At 33.7% G+C, this 17,686-nt stretch carries 14 protein-coding genes; 8 read left to right on the top strand and 6 right to left on the bottom strand.

The window, feature by feature from the left end:
- Position 1: 1 nt before the first annotated feature.
- Entirely contained in the window at positions 2 to 634 is a 633-nt protein-coding gene (locus tag MHI13_RS11380; protein ID WP_002434767.1) for a GNAT family N-acetyltransferase, read from the bottom strand.
- Between the two features lie 172 nt (positions 635 to 806).
- On the opposite strand from MHI13_RS11380, the gene acsA reads away from it, so the two are divergent.
- Together acsA and MHI13_RS11390 are read left to right on the top strand one after the other, a co-directional pair.
- Positions 807 to 2,516: an acetate--CoA ligase gene (gene acsA / locus MHI13_RS11385; RefSeq protein WP_064210140.1), complete on the top strand. Its 1,710-nt coding sequence runs from the start codon at positions 807 to 809 to the stop codon at positions 2,514 to 2,516.
- A gap of 203 nt (positions 2,517 to 2,719) precedes the next feature.
- On the top strand, positions 2,720 to 4,387 hold the full coding sequence (locus tag MHI13_RS11390) for a formate--tetrahydrofolate ligase (RefSeq protein ID WP_002434859.1): 1,668 nt from the start codon (positions 2,720 to 2,722) through the stop codon (positions 4,385 to 4,387).
- 77 nt (positions 4,388 to 4,464) lie between these two features.
- Here the strand turns inward: MHI13_RS11390 and MHI13_RS11395 are convergent, their stop codons facing one another.
- Positions 4,465 to 5,379, bottom strand: a complete 915-nt coding sequence (locus tag MHI13_RS11395; protein ID WP_064210139.1) for a transglycosylase domain-containing protein — start codon at positions 5,377 to 5,379, stop codon at positions 4,465 to 4,467.
- Between the two features lie 453 nt (positions 5,380 to 5,832).
- Here MHI13_RS11395 and tyrS point away from each other — a divergent pair, with 453 nt between their 5' ends.
- From tyrS to MHI13_RS11410, 3 genes are all read left to right on the top strand, one after another.
- A complete protein-coding gene (tyrS, locus tag MHI13_RS11400) occupies positions 5,833 to 7,095 on the top strand; it encodes a tyrosine--tRNA ligase (RefSeq protein ID WP_002434727.1) in 1,263 nt (420 codons plus the stop codon).
- Between the two features lie 76 nt (positions 7,096 to 7,171).
- A complete protein-coding gene (locus MHI13_RS11405; protein WP_064210138.1) occupies positions 7,172 to 7,636 on the top strand; it encodes a MarR family transcriptional regulator in 465 nt (154 codons plus the stop codon).
- 136 nt (positions 7,637 to 7,772) lie between these two features.
- Positions 7,773 to 9,191 (top strand): DHA2 family efflux MFS transporter permease subunit, encoded by a 1,419-nt coding sequence (locus MHI13_RS11410; RefSeq protein ID WP_002434694.1) that lies wholly within the window; start codon positions 7,773 to 7,775, stop codon positions 9,189 to 9,191.
- 67 nt (positions 9,192 to 9,258) lie between these two features.
- Here the strand turns inward: MHI13_RS11410 and MHI13_RS11415 are convergent, their stop codons facing one another.
- Positions 9,259 to 10,506, bottom strand: coding sequence for a S1C family serine protease (locus MHI13_RS11415; RefSeq protein ID WP_002434810.1), 1,248 nt, complete (start codon positions 10,504 to 10,506; stop codon positions 9,259 to 9,261).
- Positions 10,507 to 10,722: 216 nt separating this feature from the next.
- Between MHI13_RS11415 and MHI13_RS11420 the strand changes: the two genes are divergently transcribed.
- The 3 genes from MHI13_RS11420 (at position 10,723) to MHI13_RS11430 (ending at position 14,316) form a co-directional block, all read left to right on the top strand.
- Positions 10,723 to 11,346: a lysophospholipid acyltransferase family protein gene (locus MHI13_RS11420; protein WP_064210137.1), complete on the top strand. Its 624-nt coding sequence runs from the start codon at positions 10,723 to 10,725 to the stop codon at positions 11,344 to 11,346.
- A gap of 261 nt (positions 11,347 to 11,607) precedes the next feature.
- Positions 11,608 to 13,077 carry an N-acetylglucosamine-specific PTS transporter subunit IIBC gene (gene nagE / locus MHI13_RS11425; RefSeq protein WP_037549463.1) on the top strand — a complete coding sequence of 490 codons (1,470 nt, stop codon included), beginning with the start codon at positions 11,608 to 11,610 and terminating at the stop codon, positions 13,075 to 13,077.
- A 111-nt stretch (positions 13,078 to 13,188) separates the two neighbouring features.
- Positions 13,189 to 14,316 (top strand): HAD family hydrolase, encoded by a 1,128-nt coding sequence (locus MHI13_RS11430; protein ID WP_064210136.1) that lies wholly within the window; start codon positions 13,189 to 13,191, stop codon positions 14,314 to 14,316.
- A gap of 45 nt (positions 14,317 to 14,361) precedes the next feature.
- Here the strand turns inward: MHI13_RS11430 and serA are convergent, their stop codons facing one another.
- The 3 genes from serA to MHI13_RS11445 all read right to left on the bottom strand — a co-directional run bounded on the left by serA (position 14,362) and on the right by MHI13_RS11445 (position 17,677).
- Positions 14,362 to 15,957, bottom strand: a complete 1,596-nt coding sequence (gene serA / locus MHI13_RS11435) for a phosphoglycerate dehydrogenase (protein WP_340761075.1) — start codon at positions 15,955 to 15,957, stop codon at positions 14,362 to 14,364.
- Complete coding sequence (locus MHI13_RS11440) at positions 15,947 to 17,110, bottom strand: pyridoxal-phosphate-dependent aminotransferase family protein (RefSeq protein WP_002434848.1); 1,164 nt, start codon at positions 17,108 to 17,110, stop codon at positions 15,947 to 15,949. Before MHI13_RS11440 ends, serA begins: the two co-directional genes overlap by 11 nt.
- 126 nt (positions 17,111 to 17,236) lie before the next feature.
- The gene (locus MHI13_RS11445; protein ID WP_002434808.1) at positions 17,237 to 17,677 is read right to left on the bottom strand and encodes an SACOL1771 family peroxiredoxin; all 441 of its coding nucleotides are present in this window, start codon (positions 17,675 to 17,677) and stop codon (positions 17,237 to 17,239) included.
- Positions 17,678 to 17,686: the final 9 nt, after the last annotated feature.

A 17,686-nucleotide genomic window follows, 5' to 3' on the forward strand; every position in this document is an offset into this window, starting at 1 on the left:
GTCAAAAGAAGAATTTATTTTTATATCTAAGATCGTCAAAAGCTTGTTGTTGTGACAAAGTGATACGTTTGCCAATACGTGCCATTAAACAATTAGCAGGGTGGCTAGTGATTTCAGGATCATCTGTAGCAAAAATTTCTAATCCACCTTTAGACATTAACTTTTGCATCAATTTCTTATACTCGAAAACATCTAGCTGTGCTTGATCCAAATCCCAATGCCAATAATATTCAGTAGTCAATACAATGTAATCTTCAAATTCATCCGCAGATAAACTAGTCGCAATAAGCTCGCCACCTAAATGTAAGTGACGGTATGTAGGACTTATCTCTATGGCTCCTAGTTCAATTAAATAGGTCAAATGACCCTCGGACCATCTTTCGAATTCATCAGGATAATGATATGTCACATATCCAACGATATACTTGTCTTGACGAATGATATAGACACGACCTTCAGGTAGTTCAGTAATCTCTAAAAGTGCTTCATACTGATCCTGAGGTAGGCGGAATGCATTTAGCTGGCCATCTAAAGTAAGCGTTTTCAAAAAAGTGTACGAAATAGGTCCTTCAATGACAAAAGTAGTGTCACTTAGTTTAAGATTCTTAGTTACATAAGTTTTAACATGTCTCACGTTATCATCTCCTTATGCAGGTGACTTAACTTGTTATTAAACTTATTATATATAAAAAGGTTGTACATGAACAATTAAATAGTAATAGAATACAAAGATTTTTGAAAAATGTGAAAATTATATGTATAATTACTTTTAAAGAAAGCGATTTCATAAACAAGGGGATTTAATTATGAAAGTTGAAGTGTATAAAAGAGAACCAGGGGATTACAATTTAGAGAATTATAATGAAGCTTATCAAAATTTCGATTGGAAAGAGATAGAAAAATCATTTTCTTGGTATGAAACAGGAAAAATAAATATGGCGTATGAATGTATCGATCGTCATGTTGATAACGGAAAAGGGGAAAAAATAGCCTTAAATTATAAAGATGAGAAACGTAAAGAATCATACACTTATAGTGATTTAAAAAAGTTATCAAATCAAGCAGCTAATGTTCTTAAAGATAAGGCGGATGTTAAAAAAGGAGATCGTGTTTTTATCTTTATGTCTCGTACACCTGAATTATACTTTGCGTTCTTAGGTATTTTAAAAATTGGTGCGATTGTGGGTCCATTATTTGAAGCGTTCATGGAGAAGGCTGTAGCAGATCGTTTAGCTAATAGTGAAGCTAAAGTAGTCATTACGAATAAAGCATTACTTCCTAGAATTCCGAAAGATAAATTACCTCATTTAGAAACAATCATTGTTGTAGATGATGACGTTGATGGTGAATACATTGATTTTAATAAAGAAATGGGACAAGCTAGCAAGGAATTTAATATTGAGTGGCTAGCGCCAGATGATGGATTAATTCTTCACTATACATCAGGTTCTACAGGACAACCTAAGGGTGTATTGCACGTCCAACAAGCAATGCTATTACATTATATCTCAGGAAAATACGTATTAGATTTAAAAGAAGATGATGTTTATTGGTGCACTGCTGATCCAGGATGGGTAACTGGTACATCTTACGGAGTCTTTGCTCCTTGGTTAAATGGTGTTACGAATTGCATCGCAGGTGGGCGATTCTCACCTGAATCTTGGTATAGCATGTTAGAAGAATTTAAAGTTACGATATGGTATACCGCACCAACAGCACTTCGTATGTTAATGAGTGCTGGAGACGATATCGTTGAAAAATACGATTTATCATCTGTACGGTCAATTTTATCTGTAGGAGAACCACTAAATCCAGAAGTAATAAAATGGGCGAAAGATGTCTATGATAAACGTGTTTTAGATACATGGTGGATGACTGAAACAGGTGGACATATGATTGTAAATTACCCAACTATGGATATTAAACTAGGTTCTATGGGTAAACCACTACCTGGTATTGAGGCAGCAATCATAGATGATGAAGGTAATGAACTCCCACCTAATCGTATGGGTAATTTAGCAATTAAGAAGGGTTGGCCTTCTATGATGCATTCTATTTGGAAAAATCCTGAAAAGTTTAACTCATACTTTATCGGAGATTGGTATGTTTCTGGTGACTCAGCTTATAAAGATGAGGATGGATACTACTGGTTCCAAGGACGAGTTGATGACGTTATTATGACAGCCGGAGAACGTGTTGGACCATTTGAGGTTGAGTCAAAATTAGTAGAACATGAAGCCGTAGCGGAAGCAGGTGTTATTGGTAAACCTGATCCAGTTCGTGGAGAAATTATTAAAGCCTTCGTTGTATTAAGACAAGGATATGAACCATCAGATGAGTTAAAAGAAGATATCCGTAAATATGTTAAAGAAGGGTTATCAGCACATGCTGCGCCTAGAGAAATTGAATTTAAAGACAAGTTGCCAAAAACACGTTCAGGTAAAATTATGAGACGTGTGCTTAAAGCTTGGGAATTAGATTTAGATGCAGGTGATTTGAGTACAATGGAGGATTAAAATTAATAATTGAGAGCTAAAGTATCAGCTTTAGCTCTCATTTTCAAATAAGTTAAATTCATTCTTAAGAACGAACATTGATTTGTATAATTCTTGAAATATTCGACAATTGAAATTAAGTCGGTTATCATAAACCATATAAGACGTATCAAGAATAATTAAATATTAATTAATACTACATAATGATCAAGGGGTTGAATTGTTTGGCACATTTATCAGATTTAGAGATTGCAAATCAATCACAATTAAAACCTATTGGAGAAATTGCTGATAAAGCAGGTATATCTGCAGATGCACTTGAACAATATGGACACTATAAAGCTAAAATAGATATTAATCAGATTAAACCTAGAGAGAAAAAAGGTAAAGTTGTATTAGTGACTGCTATGAGTCCTACGCCAGCTGGAGAAGGAAAATCCACAGTTACAGTAGGTTTAGCAGATGCATTTAATGAGTTAAAACAAAACGTGATGGTCGCATTACGTGAACCAGCGCTTGGACCAACTTTTGGTATTAAAGGTGGTGCCACAGGTGGTGGATATGCACAAGTATTACCAATGGAAGATATTAACCTACATTTCAATGGTGATTTTCATGCAATAACAACTGCAAATAATGCATTATCTGCATTTATTGATAACCATCTACATCAAGGTAATGAATTAGGCATTGATCAACGTCGTATCGAGTGGAAACGTGTATTAGATATGAATGATCGTGCACTTCGTTATGTAAATGTTGGATTGGGTGGGTCAACAAATGGTGTTCCAAGAGAAGATGGTTTTAATATTACAGTGGCATCAGAGATAATGGCGATTTTATGCTTAAGTCGTAGTATTAAGGATTTAAAAGAAAAAATTAGTCGTATTACTATCGGTTATACTAGAGATCGTAAACCCGTAACAGTTCAAGATTTAAAAGTAGAAGGGGCACTTGCGTTAATACTTAAAGATGCAATTAAACCCAATTTAGTTCAAACGATAGAAGGTACACCAGCACTTGTACACGGTGGACCATTTGCTAATATCGCACATGGTTGTAACTCTATATTAGCTACTGAAACAGCTAGGAATTTAGCAGATATCGTTGTTACGGAAGCTGGCTTTGGTTCAGATTTAGGTGCTGAAAAGTTTATCAATATTAAATCACGCGAGGCAGGCTTTGAACCATCAGCGGTAGTGGTAGTTGCAACGATTCGAGCACTAAAAATGCATGGTGGTGTTGCTAAAGATCAACTTAAAGAGGAAAACCTAGAAGCGGTTAAAGCGGGTATTGTAAACCTTGAACGTCACGTTAACAATGTGAAGAAATATGGCCTTGAACCTGTTATTGCTTTAAATTCATTTATACATGATACGGAAGCAGAAACTGAGTTTGTTAAACAATGGGCTCAAGAACAAGGTGTACGCATTGCGTTAACTGAAGTATGGGAAAAAGGTGGTAAAGGTGGAGTTGATTTAGCTCATCACGTACTTGAAGTCATTGATCAGCCTCAAACATTTAAACACTTATATGAATTAGAACAACCACTTGAAAGTAAAATTGAAACAATCGTTAAAGAAATTTATGGTGGTTCAAAAGTTACGTTCAGTAGTAAGGCTCAAAAGCAATTAAAGCAATTTAAAGAAAATGGATGGGACAATTATCCAGTGTGCATGGCTAAAACACAATATTCATTCAGTGATGATCAAACAGCATTAGGTGCTCCAACAGATTTTGAAATTACAATCAGAGAACTAGAAGCAAAAACAGGTGCAGGATTTATTGTAGCGTTAACTGGTGCAATTATGACAATGCCAGGTTTACCTAAGAAACCCGCTGCACTTAATATGGATGTTACTGATGATGGACAAGCGATTGGACTATTCTAATTTTTAAACAATACATTTCTAAAGATAATAAGCACTAGTGATTTTACAAGTCACTAGTGCTTTTTTACTTATTATGACTACGCACCTTGTTGAGGAGGGTGAGTGAGTAAGTGTGATTTAATACGATACTTTTTTGCTTTAATGTATTGTTTTTTTGAAATTTTGCCCTCCACAAGCATACGCTTTAAAACATAACGCTGACGGTGAATACTATAATGTAATATTCGATTACTTTTTAAATTACCTTGGTTATCATATGGAGTATAACCATAAGGACTTTGTAAGAGTCCTACTAAATAAGCGGATTGAGCGATGTTTAAATCTTTGGCAGCTACACCAAATAAGCTATATGAAGCTGATGCTATACCAGTAATATTGGCCCCATTATAATCATGACCAAACGGAACAATATTCAGATAAGTATAAATGATTTCATTTTTAGATAGAAGTTTCTCAAGTCTCATAGCCAAAATAATTTCATTTGCTTTTCTACTATATGTCTTTTTATCTGTTAAAACTTGGTTTTTAATTAGTTGTTGTGTAATCGTACTACCACCTGATGTTTCATTTGCATCAATAATATCTTGAAACATTGCTCTCATTAATGCTTTAGGTAAGATACCATTATGTTTATAGAAGAGAGTATCTTCGGATGAGGTAAGTGCTTTTATCACATTCGGATTTACAGATTTAGGTCCCACAATCAGAGTATTAAGAGAATGATCATATTCTTCTAAAATATGTTTGTTACTATGATTTATTAGTTCATCGCCTGGAAGGTGTAACACTTTCTGCTTTAACTCTTTATCACTAATAGAGGACGCTTCCTTAGTTAAATGATGGAAGTATATCACTAATGCTAAAATCAATGCGATTCCAATTATGGAAAATACAACAAAAATGCCTACACAAATATGTTTGATTTTCTTATAAATACGTTCGAATTGCACATATCTATCCGTTGATTGTGAAATATTCTTATTGTTGTGCATCGTATACCTCCTAAATTTAGGTTTAGTATACCATATTCATGAAGTTGACTTTTAAAATAATGTTATCTATAATTAAATTCAATTCAATATGTTTTGGATACGAGGAGAAGTAGCATTTAAGGAAGATTACAGAGAGTTAGTGGTCGCTGCGAACTAGCATTTGCTTAAATGTGAATACACCTCTATAAAGTTATTCAACGTTTCATTAATGAACGTCTCATTAATAAAGTTTTTCAAGAGTACATAAACTCTTGTTAAAGTATGGTGGTACCGTGCATAAGCGCCCTTACATGTTTAGATGTAAGGGCTTTTTTATTTGATTTATATTAAAAATTTATTTTTGAAAAATAAATTAAATCCAATATCAAATACTTTTTATTAAATTACACGCTCATGAGTAACCATTTTCAAAACAAAAAATAACTTTAAAAATATTAAGGGAGGATGTCAGCAATGGCTAATGCATTAATTGAAGATTTAAAATGGAGAGGTTTAATATATCAACAAACTGACGAACAAGGTATTGAAGATTTATTAAATAAAGAACAAGTTACTTTATATTGTGGTGCTGATCCTACTGCAGATAGTTTACACATTGGACATTTACTACCATTCCTAACATTAAGACGTTTCCAAGAACATGGTCATCGTCCAATCGTGCTTATCGGTGGCGGTACAGGTATGATTGGTGATCCATCTGGTAAATCAGAAGAACGTGTTTTACAAACTGAAGAACAAGTGGAAGCTAATGTACAAGGATTATCAAAGCAAATGCATCGCTTATTTGAATTTGGTACAGATAAAGGTGCGGTTTTAGTCAACAATAAAGATTGGCTTGGACAAATATCTTTAATTAGCTTTTTACGTGATTATGGTAAACATGTAGGCGTCAACTACATGTTAGGTAAAGATTCCATTCAAACACGTTTAGAACACGGTATTTCTTATACGGAATTCACTTATACTATTTTACAAGCTATCGATTTCGGTCATTTAAATCGTGAATTAAATTGTAAAATTCAAGTTGGTGGCTCAGATCAATGGGGTAACATTACAAGTGGTATCGAATTAATGCGCCGTATGTACGGTCAAACTGAAGCGTTTGGTCTTACAATCCCATTAGTAACTAAATCTGACGGTAAGAAATTTGGTAAATCAGAGTCAGGCGCGGTGTGGCTAGACCCTGAAAAGACAAGCCCATATGAATTCTATCAATTCTGGATTAACCAATCTGATGAAGATGTGATTAAATTCTTAAAATACTTTACTTTCTTAGATAAAGAAGAGATTGATCGTTTAGAACAATCTAAAGAAGAGGCGCCACATCTTCGTGAAGCTCAAAAAGCATTAGCAGAAAACGTAACTAAATTTATTCATGGTGAGGAAGCGCTAAATGATGCGATTAGAATTTCTAAGGCTTTATTTAGCGGTGACTTGAAATCATTAACTGGTAAAGAATTAAAAGAAGGTTTCAAAGATGTACCTCAAGTTTCATTATCTTCTGAAACAACGAATATTATTGAAGCGTTAATTGAAACAGGTATTGCTACATCTAAACGACAAGCACGTGAAGATGTTAATAATGGTGCTATCTATATCAATGGCGAACGTCAACAGTCAGTTGATTATGAGTTAAGCAATGATGATAAAATTGATAATGAGTTTACAATTATTCGTCGTGGTAAGAAAAAATATTTCATGGTTAATTATCAATAAGTGATGTGTTAAAAAATGACCTCCTAATCATCTCATTGGTTGGGAGGTTTATTTTCAATAATAGGAGGTGCGTAGTGTGAATAAAGAACAATTGATGATGAAAAATTTTCGGGATATCTTTAATAAAATTGCTTGGCTAAACAAAGGAAAAATGGAAGAAGCGCTTAAAGGAAATAAACCAAGTGAAGTGCATTGTATTGAAGCAATTGAAGAGCTTAACGAACCTAATGTAAGGCGATTAACAGAAGCATTATTTATGACACGAGGCGCGATAAGTAAACTTACGAAACGTCTTGAGCAAAGAGGCTTAATAGAGAGTTATAAAAATCCTAATAATAAAAAGGAAGTTTATTTTCGGTTGACCGAAGCGGGTCAGCAAATTTACCAAACCCATGAAGAACTTCATAAAGAATTTCAACGTAGGGATCAAGAGGTGTTTGATAATATCACCGAAGACGAATTTAAATCAATGATACGTTTTGCTGAAAAATATAATGCGCACCTTGATCATGAAATAAAAAAGAAAGGATTATTACATTGAATATGGGGATATTGTAATTTCTTAAATACATTGAAATTGCAGTATCCTAAATTTTTACCGAATTATTGTTGACAAAGAAACAAAATGAGCGTATATTTTGTTGACGAAGAAACAATTTGAACGAAGGAGAATTCAAATGGCAACATCTCATTCTCAATCCAATGGTGTCACTAAAGAGGTAATGACTGCAGCTTGGGCAATTGCTTTAGGCGCCATCGCTCCAATGTTAGATTCAACAATGATAAATATAGCTATTAAACAACTTAATCATACATTTAATAGTTCTCTAGATATTGTTCAGTGGGGAATTACAGGTTACGTATTAGCGCTCGCCATTGCTGTACTATTGTCCGGTTGGTTTATGAATCAGTTTAATGGAAAGAAGGTTTTTATTTTAGCAATGGCTGCTTTTGGCTTAACTTCTATATTAGCTGGAGTGAGTTGGAATATTATCGTATTTAATATCTTTAGAATTTTACAAGGATTTAGTGCGGGAGTTATCACAACTTTAATGTTTACATTACTTGTGAAAACAGCAGGGCAAGACCATATTGGTAAGGTTATGGCAGTGGTTAGTACGCCCATGATCTTCGGCCCTATATTGGGCCCTGTTCTTGGAGGATTTATTATCCATTTTGCGAGCTGGCGTTGGATATTTTTTATTAATATCTTTATCGTTATCATTGCAATACCATTGATGAATAAATATGTACCTCAATTTGAACCATTTAATAAAGATAGTAAATTAGATGTAATTGGAATATTATTATTATCATTTATGAGTATCAGCATAATCTATGGTGTGACGAAAGCTTCTGATGATGGTACATTCTTTACTTTGAAACCAATGATATACATTATCATGGGAATACTTTTAACGATTACTTATTGTATTTATAATCGTCTAAGACATTATCATACAGTTCTGCCAATCAATTTATTTACACAAAAGAACTATGCTGCGTCATCTATTGGATTGTTACTTGCCAATATAGGAATTATGGGACCAATGTTAATTATTCCATTATTCTTCCAGAACTTTAAACATTATACTGCTATTGAAGCTTCTTTAGCTTTAATACCTCAAGGTCTAGGGATGTTAATTACACGACCTTATATTGGGAAAATGATTGACCAAATCGGTGCGAAATATGTAGTCATAGTGAGCATTATTATAGCCATGTTTGGTACAGTGCCATTGATGTTCGTTTCAAATCACACGCATATTGTATGGTTGTCTTTGATACTTTTTATAAGAGGTTGTAGCGTAGGTGGGATAAATCTTGGTCTTACAAGCGATGCTTATCAAGGCATTGACGATAAACAAATTGCCGAAGCGGGTGTAGGGATTAATATGATTGAAAATATTGGTTCTAGTCTAGGTACAGCCATTATCGCAACTGTAGTAGCATCCATGTTAACATTCGATCATCCATCAATTTTTCAAAGTTTAAGAGCTTATCATGCAGGTTTCTTAGTCTCAACTATAGCATTGTTACTTATCGTTTTACCTGCGTTATTTCTTACGCATAAATCCAATGAAATTGAATTATAAATACAGAAAAGCCAAGAGACACTATCGTTAATGTCTCTTGGCTTATTTGATTATTAAGGTCAAACAATTATTGCGCAAATTGACTTTGAGATTGTGATGATGAAGTTCGTGTCTGTTCTTTCAATTTTACTTCAATATCTTTAGTCTTGCCATCTCTAATGACTGTTAAGGTAATCGTTTCACCAGGTTTTTTATGTTCGTAAAGATATGATCTTAGATCAGTATCATCTTTGACTTTCTTACCATCTACTTGAGTAATAATGTCTCCTTTTTTAACATTATTACTATTATCCGCTTTAGCAACATAAACCCCAGAATCCTTAGTTGTATGCAACTCTTTACGATAAGATTCAGGTATTTCACTTAGGTTGATTAATCCTATTCCTATAGAAGGGCGTTCAATTTTACCATGTTTAACGAGTTGTTCTATCGTGACTTTAACCTCATTACTTGGTATAGCAAACCCTATACCTTCTACTTGCTCGGACGCAATTTTCATAGAATTAATACCCACTAAATTACCGTTGATATCAACTAACGCACCACCAGAGTTACCAGGGTTAATAGCCGCATCAGTTTGTAAAACATTAACTTTAGTATTACCTGCAGATGTATTGGCATCAATAGTTCGTTCACTCGCTGAAATAATTCCCGAAGTAACTGAATTGGCGAACTCTAAACCAAGTGGGTTACCCATTGCGAAGACGCTATCTCCAGTCTGTACTTTAGATGAGTTAGCGAATTTGATAGACTTAATACCTTTAGTGTCCTCAATCTTAAGAACTGCAATATCAGTAAGAGCGTCTTTACCAATTAACTTCGCTTTTACCTGCTTGGAATTATGTAACTGTACTTTAATTTCGGATGCACCATTGACGACATGATTATTCGTAACGATGTAAGCTGAACCATTGCTGATTTGATAGATAACACCAGAACCAATACCTGCTTCTTCAGGTTTTGATGATTTGCCTTTTAGTAAATCATCTAAGCTTGAAGATTTTTGCATATTAATAACTCCAACTATGGCCGGTGACACATCCTTAATCATATCGTGAACCGACTTGTATTTATCACTTTTACCATCAAGTTGGTTACCGCCCTTACTATTTGATACCTCTTGAACAGATGCACCATCATGATTGAGAACAGTATGATTAAGAACCTTTCCTATACCTAATACAAGTAGTGCACCAATAATTCCCGCAATAAGCGCAACTATAATTGTCTTAAACCAAGGAAATTTGGGCTTTTTATTGTATGAAGGACGTTGGTAATTGTCGTGTGACTGATGTTGTTGTGTTTGATCTGACATATGTAACCTCCAAATAATATTCTCTTCTATCTAATTATGTAATTTTTTTAAGAATTTGGCTAGTAAACGGCTATCAGACTTTAGACGTATTTTGAAAGGTAGTTCAATTTTAAAAATGATAACTTTAATCACGTAAGAGGGACGTCTATTGTTCTCGATTAAGGGAAATGATAAAATTTATATGTTAAAAAACAAAATCAAGAAGCGGGTGACATAATGTACAGCATTATAAGTAAAATTTTAGACGTCATTTTAGTCAAAATGGCTAAATCATTATATGTAATTGGAAAAGAAAATATTCCTAAAGATAGTAAATATGTAGTGACTTGTACACATGAAAGCTATAATGAAGTGATTATGTTAGGTATGGCATTACTACCAAATCAAATTCATTATATGGCTAAAAAAGAATTATTTAGTAATAAATGGGGCGGCAAATTCTTAAGCTCTTTAAATGCCTTCCCTGTAGATAGAGAAAATCCAGGTCCAAGCACATTAAAAAGACCTATCAATCTACTTAAAGAACATAAAACAGTTGGTATCTTCCCAACAGGTCACCGTACTGCTATGGAAGGTGCACCATTAAAACGTGGTGCTGCAACTATAGCAATGTTAGGTAAAGCACCAATTTTACCGGCTGCATATGTAGGTCCTAAAAAAATTCATGGCTTAATTACAGGACAAGCGATGATAAAAATTGGTGAACCTATTGATACAACTGATATTCCAAAAGATTTAAAACGAAATGAAAAAGTAGAATATCTTACTAAAGAAATAGAAAAACGCACAAATCAATTACAAAAAGAACTCAATGAGATTGCTAAACGTTTAGAGGACTAATTAAGTAAGTTAAAAATGCTTTGTATATGAGAACGTCAATTAACCTAGATTTGAAAAATTGACGTTCTTAAATTTTTGATGATAAATAAAACGTTTACATGTAAAAGGCATAAACTCACGAAATAGTTATAATTAATTAAAAATAGTGCATCTCTAAAGTCTTATTTTATGGTAAATTAATTAAGTAAAATTAATTATTAATATATGAAAAGCATTTCAATGTTTAATGTAATTTGAAATTTTATTAGAGGGATGATGTTCATGTACAAATTTTTTCAAAACTTAGGTAGGTCGTTAATGCTACCTGTTGCAGTATTACCTGCTGCAGCAATTATTGTAGGGATAGGTCACGTGCTAGACGCGCTATCAATTTTGCCACAAGTTGCAATGTTCTTTACAAGTGTAGGGGAAACGATACTCGAACAACTAGGAATATTATTTGCAATTGGTGTTGCGATAGGTATGGCTAAGAAAAATGATGGTGCAGTTGCATTAGCTGCGACTTTAGGATTTTTCATAGTCACAGTCGTGCTATCGCCTAAAAAACTAGCACCTCTATTACAAGTAAAAACGACAGATGTTAATAGTGCTTTTGAGCAAATGACAAATGGGAATGTCTTTGTAGGAATTTTAATTGGTTTAATTGCAGCATTTTGCTATAACAAATTTAGTGAAACTGAATTGCCTGTGGCACTGTCATTCTTTAGTGGTAAACGTTTAGTACCTATCATGACCGCTTTTTTCTGTACATTTTTAGCTATTGTTTTACTTTTTGTATGGCCACCAGTATTTAATGCAATTGTTACTTTTGGTAAGTGGATAGTAGGTATGGGACCATTTGGTGCATTGTTATATGGTTTCTTTAACCGTTTGCTTATACCAACTGGATTACATCATGCATTAAATAATGTATTCTGGTTTGATACTGCCGGAATCAATGACATAGGTAAATTCCAAAGCGGTAAAGATGCAGTTAAAGGTATTACTGGTCGCTACCAAGCAGGGTTCTTCCCTGTAATGATGTTTGGTATACCAGCGGCGGCGCTTGCGATGTATCATACAGCGAAATCTAGTCAGAAAAAACAAGTCTACGCTTGGTTCTTAGCAAGTTCTATTTCTGCTTTCTTTGTTGGAGTAACTGAACCAATTGAATTTGCTTTTATGTTCGTTGCACCAGTTTTATTTGTCATTCATGCTGCGTTAACAGGTTTATCGCTATTTATAGCGGCTATCTTTCACTGGACAGCTGGTTTCTCATTTAGTGCTGGATTGATTGACTTTGTCTTATCACTCGTTAACCCAGTGTCAAATAAGCCATGGATGTTACTAGTTCAAGGTATCATATTCTTTATTTTATATTACGCTATTTTTAGATTTGTCATCCAAGTGTTTAACTTGAATACAATTGGTCGAGGGGATAATGAACTTGCCGATCCAACAGCTAACGCTACGTCTGAAAATAATTCTGCTACATATTCAGAATCTAAAGGCAAATATTATCATACAGCCTCACAAATTTTAGATGGACTAGGCGGCAGTGATAATATTTCAAGTTTAACAAACTGTGCTACGCGTTTAAGAATGGAATTAAATGATAATTCTATTATAGATGAACAGAAAATTAAAAATGCAGGTGCAGTAGGGGTTACTAAAAGTGGTAAACACTCAACACAAGTTATTATTGGTACACATGTTCAACAAGTTGCGGATGAAATAGAGAAACAAATGTAATAGTTATCAAAATATCTGATGGAAGGGCAAATCTATTGAAGGTTTGCCCTTTTAACATTAAACATGTAATATAAGTTGTATCAGAATTTTCTGAAAGGCCAGGTGTAAGTAGTGAAGTCCATATTATTTGATGTTGATGGTGTATTTTTGAGTGAAGAACGCTGTTTTGATGTTTCAGCAATTACTGTAGAAGAACTTTTGACGAGTGAAGGTATTTTTTTAGGTTGTGGAACATACATAGATTTTGAAAATGATTTAAATGATAAAAAGATTCAGGAAATACGAGAACGTGTATTTCAACATGATAAAATATTGAATCAATTAAAATCATTAGGATTAAATTCTAATTGGGATATGCTTTTTATCGTATTTAGTATTCATTTAATTGATCTTGCTAAGCAACTTGATCAATCACATAGATGTGAGTTTTTAAATTCTAGTACTTTTAATGAAAAAACTTCATTCGAAATGAACAAACATTTATTACATAAAGAGATAGATTACGAGAAACCGATAAAAGTTATTGATTCCTTCAGAAATGGCAAAGATGCTATATATGAAGATTTAGAATCATATGCTAAAGACCAATTAGAAATTGATGATACAGAATTATTTAAATTAAAAAGTAATCTATGGCAACTCGCTAAAGATACATATCAAGAATGGTATTTAGGTAAGGATTTATTCAATAAAGTAGAAGAGGGTACCGCATTATTAGATTTCAAAAAGGGATTCATTTATGAAGAAGTGATACTTAAACCTCAAGAAGAAATTCAATTATTATTACAACATTTAAAGGAAGCGGGTTATCATCTAGCGATTGCTACAGGTCGTCCTAGAACAGAAACAATCATTCCTTTCGAATCATTAGGACTTAAATCATATTTTGATGATGAACATATTGTTACTGCCAGTGAAGTGTTAGATGCTGAGAGTGATTACCCAGAGTATCAACCTTTAGGTAAACCTAACCCATTTAGTTATATAGCTACCTTGAATGGTAATGACAGAAATAGATACAAGGAGTATGCTACTCATCAGGAAAATATAGTGAATAAAGACGAGGTCTATATAGTTGGTGATTCACTTGCTGACTTATTAAGTGCGAAAAAAATTGGCGCTACATTTATTGGGACGTTAACAGGTCTAAAAGGTGATAAAGCGCAGCCAGAACTCGAAGAATATGGTGCTGATTACATCGTTGAGGATGTTACTAAAATAAGGAATATTCTATTATAAAAATTGGCTACAGAACGAGATTAAAATGTTCTGTAGCCTTAAAAATTATATTGTAAGTTTTGTACTAATAATTCTATTAAATCCACCAGTTTCACGTAAAATATTGATAACATCTAAAGAGGCTTGTTGATCAATTGATAGAATCATAAGTGCGTCGCCACCTTCATTATTTCTACCTAATGTCATAGAGGCGATATTAATACCATGACTACCTAAAAGGTTACCAGTTTGACCAACAATGCCAGGTTTATCTTTATGACAAGTTACTATTTGATACTCATTTGGCTTGAAATCAAGTGAGAAGTCATTAATTCGAACGATTCTCGGACCAAATCCTGCTAGAACTGTAGCTCCGATTTTAATTTGGTCTTTATCATTAGTTAACTCAAGCTCAACATAACTACTAAAATCAGAATGTTTTTTCTGCTTTTCAATATTATATGTTACACCTTGCTGGTTCAATAGAGCTAAAGCATTAATAATATTAACTTCCTCACCTAAATCCTCTTTAAGTATATTGGTCACAATTGTTCTAGTTATTAAACTTGTATCATTCGTGGCTAAGTCTCCAGCAAAGGTAATTTTAATTTCACTTGGAGCTCCCTCTAATAATTGAATTGCAAATTCACCTATAGTTGTACCTAAATCAACAAATGATTTGACTGTTTCATCAACATTACTTAAATCCATTTTTGGAGCATTTACTGCATGTTCAACCGTTCCATTTGTTAATATATCTATAATTTCCTCTGAAACTGAAACAGCTACTTTTTCTTGGGCTTCAACTGTAGAAGCGCCTATATGTGGAGTAACTATTATTTTATCATGAGAAATTAATGGAGAGTCTGTAGGTGGCTCATGTTCAAAGACATCAATGGCAGCACGATCTATCAAATTATTGTCTAGAGCATGAATAAGTGCTTCTTCATCAATAATTCCACCTCTTGCAACATTAATAATTTGGAGATTTGGTTTAGCTTTGTTGAAAAATGACTCCCCAACAATGCCACGTGTTTTAGGTGTTAAAGGCGTATGAACTGTAACGAAGTCAGCTTGTTCAGCAATTTCATCAACAGTTGCATTTTGAATATCTAGAGATTTCGCTTTGTCTTCAGTTAAATAAGGATCGAATGCTAAAATTTTCATGCCAAAACTTTGAGCACGTTTTGCAACACCTAGACCAATACGTCCAGCTCCGATGACACCCAGTGTTTTACCATATAGTTCTACTCCGCGAAACGCTTTGCGATTCCATTCTTTATTACGTAATGATTGATGCGCTTGAGGGATATTGCGAGCCATTGCTAAAATCATTGCAATTGAATGTTCTGTTGCAGAAATTATATTACCATCAGGGGCATTAATCACTAAGATACCTTTTAACGTTGCAGCTTCAATATCAATATTATCAACCCCAACACCCGCTCGAGCGATAACTTTAAGACGTGAAGCTGAGTTGATAATTTTATCAGTGACTTGAGTCTGACTACGTACAATTAATCCTTCATAATTGCCGATGATATTGATTAATTCTTCTTCCGATAAATCAGTTTGAATATCCACTTCAAATTCATTATTATCTAATAAACTTTTTAAACCTTCTTCAGAAATAGGATCTGATACTAAAATTTTATGACTCATGTTTGATAACCTCCATAAATTGAGCAATACCTTTGCCGATATAATTTTTATTTCTAGATTCAGTTAAAAGAATTTCTATTGCTGAAACAACAGAGAGGATATCAAATGGAGACACTTTCCCCATATGACCAATGCGTAATATATGACCTTTCAAATGTCCTTGACCACCAGCAATTGTAATGTTGAAACGTGATTTAAGTTGATCTTTTAAATAAGTTAATTCTTCTTTGTCTTTAGGTACGAAAGACGTTACAGTAGGAGAGGCATATGAATCATCTTTAACTAATAACTCTAAATCAAGAGATTTTAAAGCAGTACGTAAAGCGTTACGTATGCTATAATGGCGCTTTATAACATGATTTAATCCCTCATGTTTAACCAATTCTACATATGCATTAACTCCTCTAAATAAAGCAACATTAGGAGTGAAAGGTGTAGAATTCTGTTCTTGAGAGCTAAGATATTTATTTAAATCTAAATAAAATCGAGGTGTAGTTACTTCAGCAAAACGATCTTTAGCTCTGTCACTATAAGCAACAAAAGCAACACCAGGAGGTAACATGATGGCTTTTTGGCTACCTGAAACAAGAACGTCAATTTTATCTTTAATTAAATCAACTTCAACTGCACCAATACAACTTACACCATCTACGACAAAGTACAGTGAATCGTCATAATTTTTAAGAGCGTGACCTAATTCATGTACAGGATGTAATACGCCTGTAGAAGTTTCACAAAACTGAGAGAATACCGCTGTAACACGATGATTTAATTGTTTTAAAAATTTAATGAAATCATTAACGTCAACAGCTTCTCCCCATGTAACATCGTAAACGTGCACATTTTTATAGTATGTCTCAGCGATTTGTTTAAATCTATTTCCAAATGCACCTGAGACAATAATAACGATGTGATCATCTGGATTTGCGATATTCAGCATACTTGCTTCAAGAACACTTGTACCACTAGAAGTTAATATGAGTACTTCATTCTTTGTACCGAAAATAGGTTTCAAACCTTTAAATGCTTCATCAGCTATGTCTTCAAAATCTTTTGATCTATGTCCGACCATAGGTAATTGAATCGCGCTCATAATTGAATTTGGAACTGGCGTTGGACCTGGAGTTAATAATAAAGGTTGGTAATACTGCATAAACATTCCTCCCACTGTAAGATTTTTCTATTTTAGCAAATATTCTGAATATTTAAAACCCTAAATATTGAGCTATCACACTTATAAAACGTTTACATGTTTCCAATTTGTGATAGCTTTTGCAATTTAAACTAAAGTTGGTTCAATACGTACTTCAACATTATTTTTTATAGCATTTGAAATCATACAATTATTATCCGCAATTTTTAAGAGTTTTAGCAGTCTCTTCTTTAGATTATCTTTATGATTGTTGTCGACATTAATTTTAGGATAGTGTGTAATACACTCCATTTTGAATTTTCCATTTTCAAAGGAGGCAGTGCCAACAGAGTGTTGATTAATGCGTATATCTTTATATCCAGCTCTCTCTAAAGTTGCAGCGAGTGAAATAATATAGCATGAGGAAGCTGCCGATACTAACATTTCATCAGGATTTGTACCTATGCCTTGACCGCCTAAAGAATAGGGGATTGAAATCTGTTCGTTAATTAAATCTCCTTGAACAGTGCCTATCTCATTCCGTCCACCTTTCCACTGAGTTACTACTTTGAAATCATGCTTTACCATTTAGATTGA

It is taken from the genome of Staphylococcus sp. FSL K6-0223 (assembly GCF_038008285.1).